The 1284-nt window shown below is 62.2% G+C and carries 1 protein-coding gene; it reads left to right on the forward strand.

The window, feature by feature from the left end; all coding sequences use genetic code 11:
• The first annotated feature begins 87 nt into the window (after positions 1-87).
• Positions 88-1223 (forward strand): IS3 family transposase gene (locus AC066Y_RS43195; RefSeq protein WP_478279130.1). Its coding sequence is split into 2 segments (ribosomal slippage): positions 88-346 and positions 346-1223, totalling 1137 coding nucleotides; the frame shifts between segments, so codons are not numbered across the junction.
• Positions 1224-1284 lie beyond the last annotated feature (61 nt).

A 1284-nucleotide genomic window follows, 5' to 3' on the forward strand; every position in this document is an offset into this window, starting at 1 on the left:
TGAGCTGGTCCCGCAAATCTGAACAGTGCGATAAGTGGAGTTTCTGCCTGACGGCGGGCAAGATTGACCCGCGAATCAGGAGAGACGATGAGCAGACGAGCACGGCGGAACCACACTCCGGCTTTCAAGGCGAAGGTGGCGCTTGCCGCCGTCAAGGGTGACCGCACGCTGGCGCAACTAGCGGAGCAGTTCGACGTTCACCCCAATCAGATCACATCGTGGAAGGCCCAGCTCGAAGGCAGCGCTGCCGATGTTTTCGGTCCGGGCGGCGGGAGTCGGATCGCCGAACCCACCGTCGACGTGAAGTCGCTGCACGCCAAGATCGGCGAGTTGACGCTGGAGAACGATTTTTTAGAAGGAGCGCTCACCAAGGCGGGATTGCTGAGCGCAAAGCGATGATCGACCGTGAACACGATCTGCCGATCAGCAAGCAGGCGGAAGCTCTGAACATCAGCCGCGGCAGCGTCTACTATCTGCCGCGTCCAGTGCCGCCCAAAGACCTCGCGCTGATGCAACGGCTCGACCGGCTGCATCTAGAGTTTCCCTTCGCCGGTTCGCGAATGCTGCGAGGCCTGCTGGCTGCCGAGGGGTGCAAGATCGGCCGCCGGCATGTCAAAACGCTAATGCGGCGGATGGGGATAGAGGCGCTCTACCGCCGTCCGCGCACCACCCAACCCGAGCCCGGCCACAAGATCTATCCGTATCTGCTGCGCGGTATGGAGGTCACGCGTCCGAACCAGGTCTGGGCGATGGACATCACCTACATCCCGATGGCGCGAGGCTTCGTCTATCTGGCCGTGGTGCTGGACTGGGCGACCCGCCGGGTTCTGTCGTGGCGGCTGTCGATCACCATGGAGGCTGCATTCTGCGTCGCGACACTGGAAGATGCCCTGGCCCCTCACGGCAAACCGGAGATCTTCAACACCGATCAAGGCTCGCAGTTCACCGGCGCGGCGTTCACCGGCGTGCTCACCGACAACGGCATCGCCATCAGTATGGATGGCCGGGGCGCCTGGCGGGACAACGTGTTCGTCGAGCGGCTGTGGCGCAGCGTCAAATACGAGGAGGTTTATCTGCGGGCCTACGAGAACGTCAGCGAAGCTCGTGCCTCGATCGGCCGATACCTCGACTTCTACAATTGCCGCCGTCCACATTCGAGCCTTGACGGCAGCACACCGGATCAAGCCTATTTCATCTCGCTGCCGCTCCGCACGGCAGCCTAACCACGGCAGAGGCTCCACTTATCGATGCGGAGTTTCTGTTCAGACAACCGGGACCGGCTCA

The sequence above is a fragment of the Bradyrhizobium sp. USDA3010 genome, from assembly GCF_056429065.1.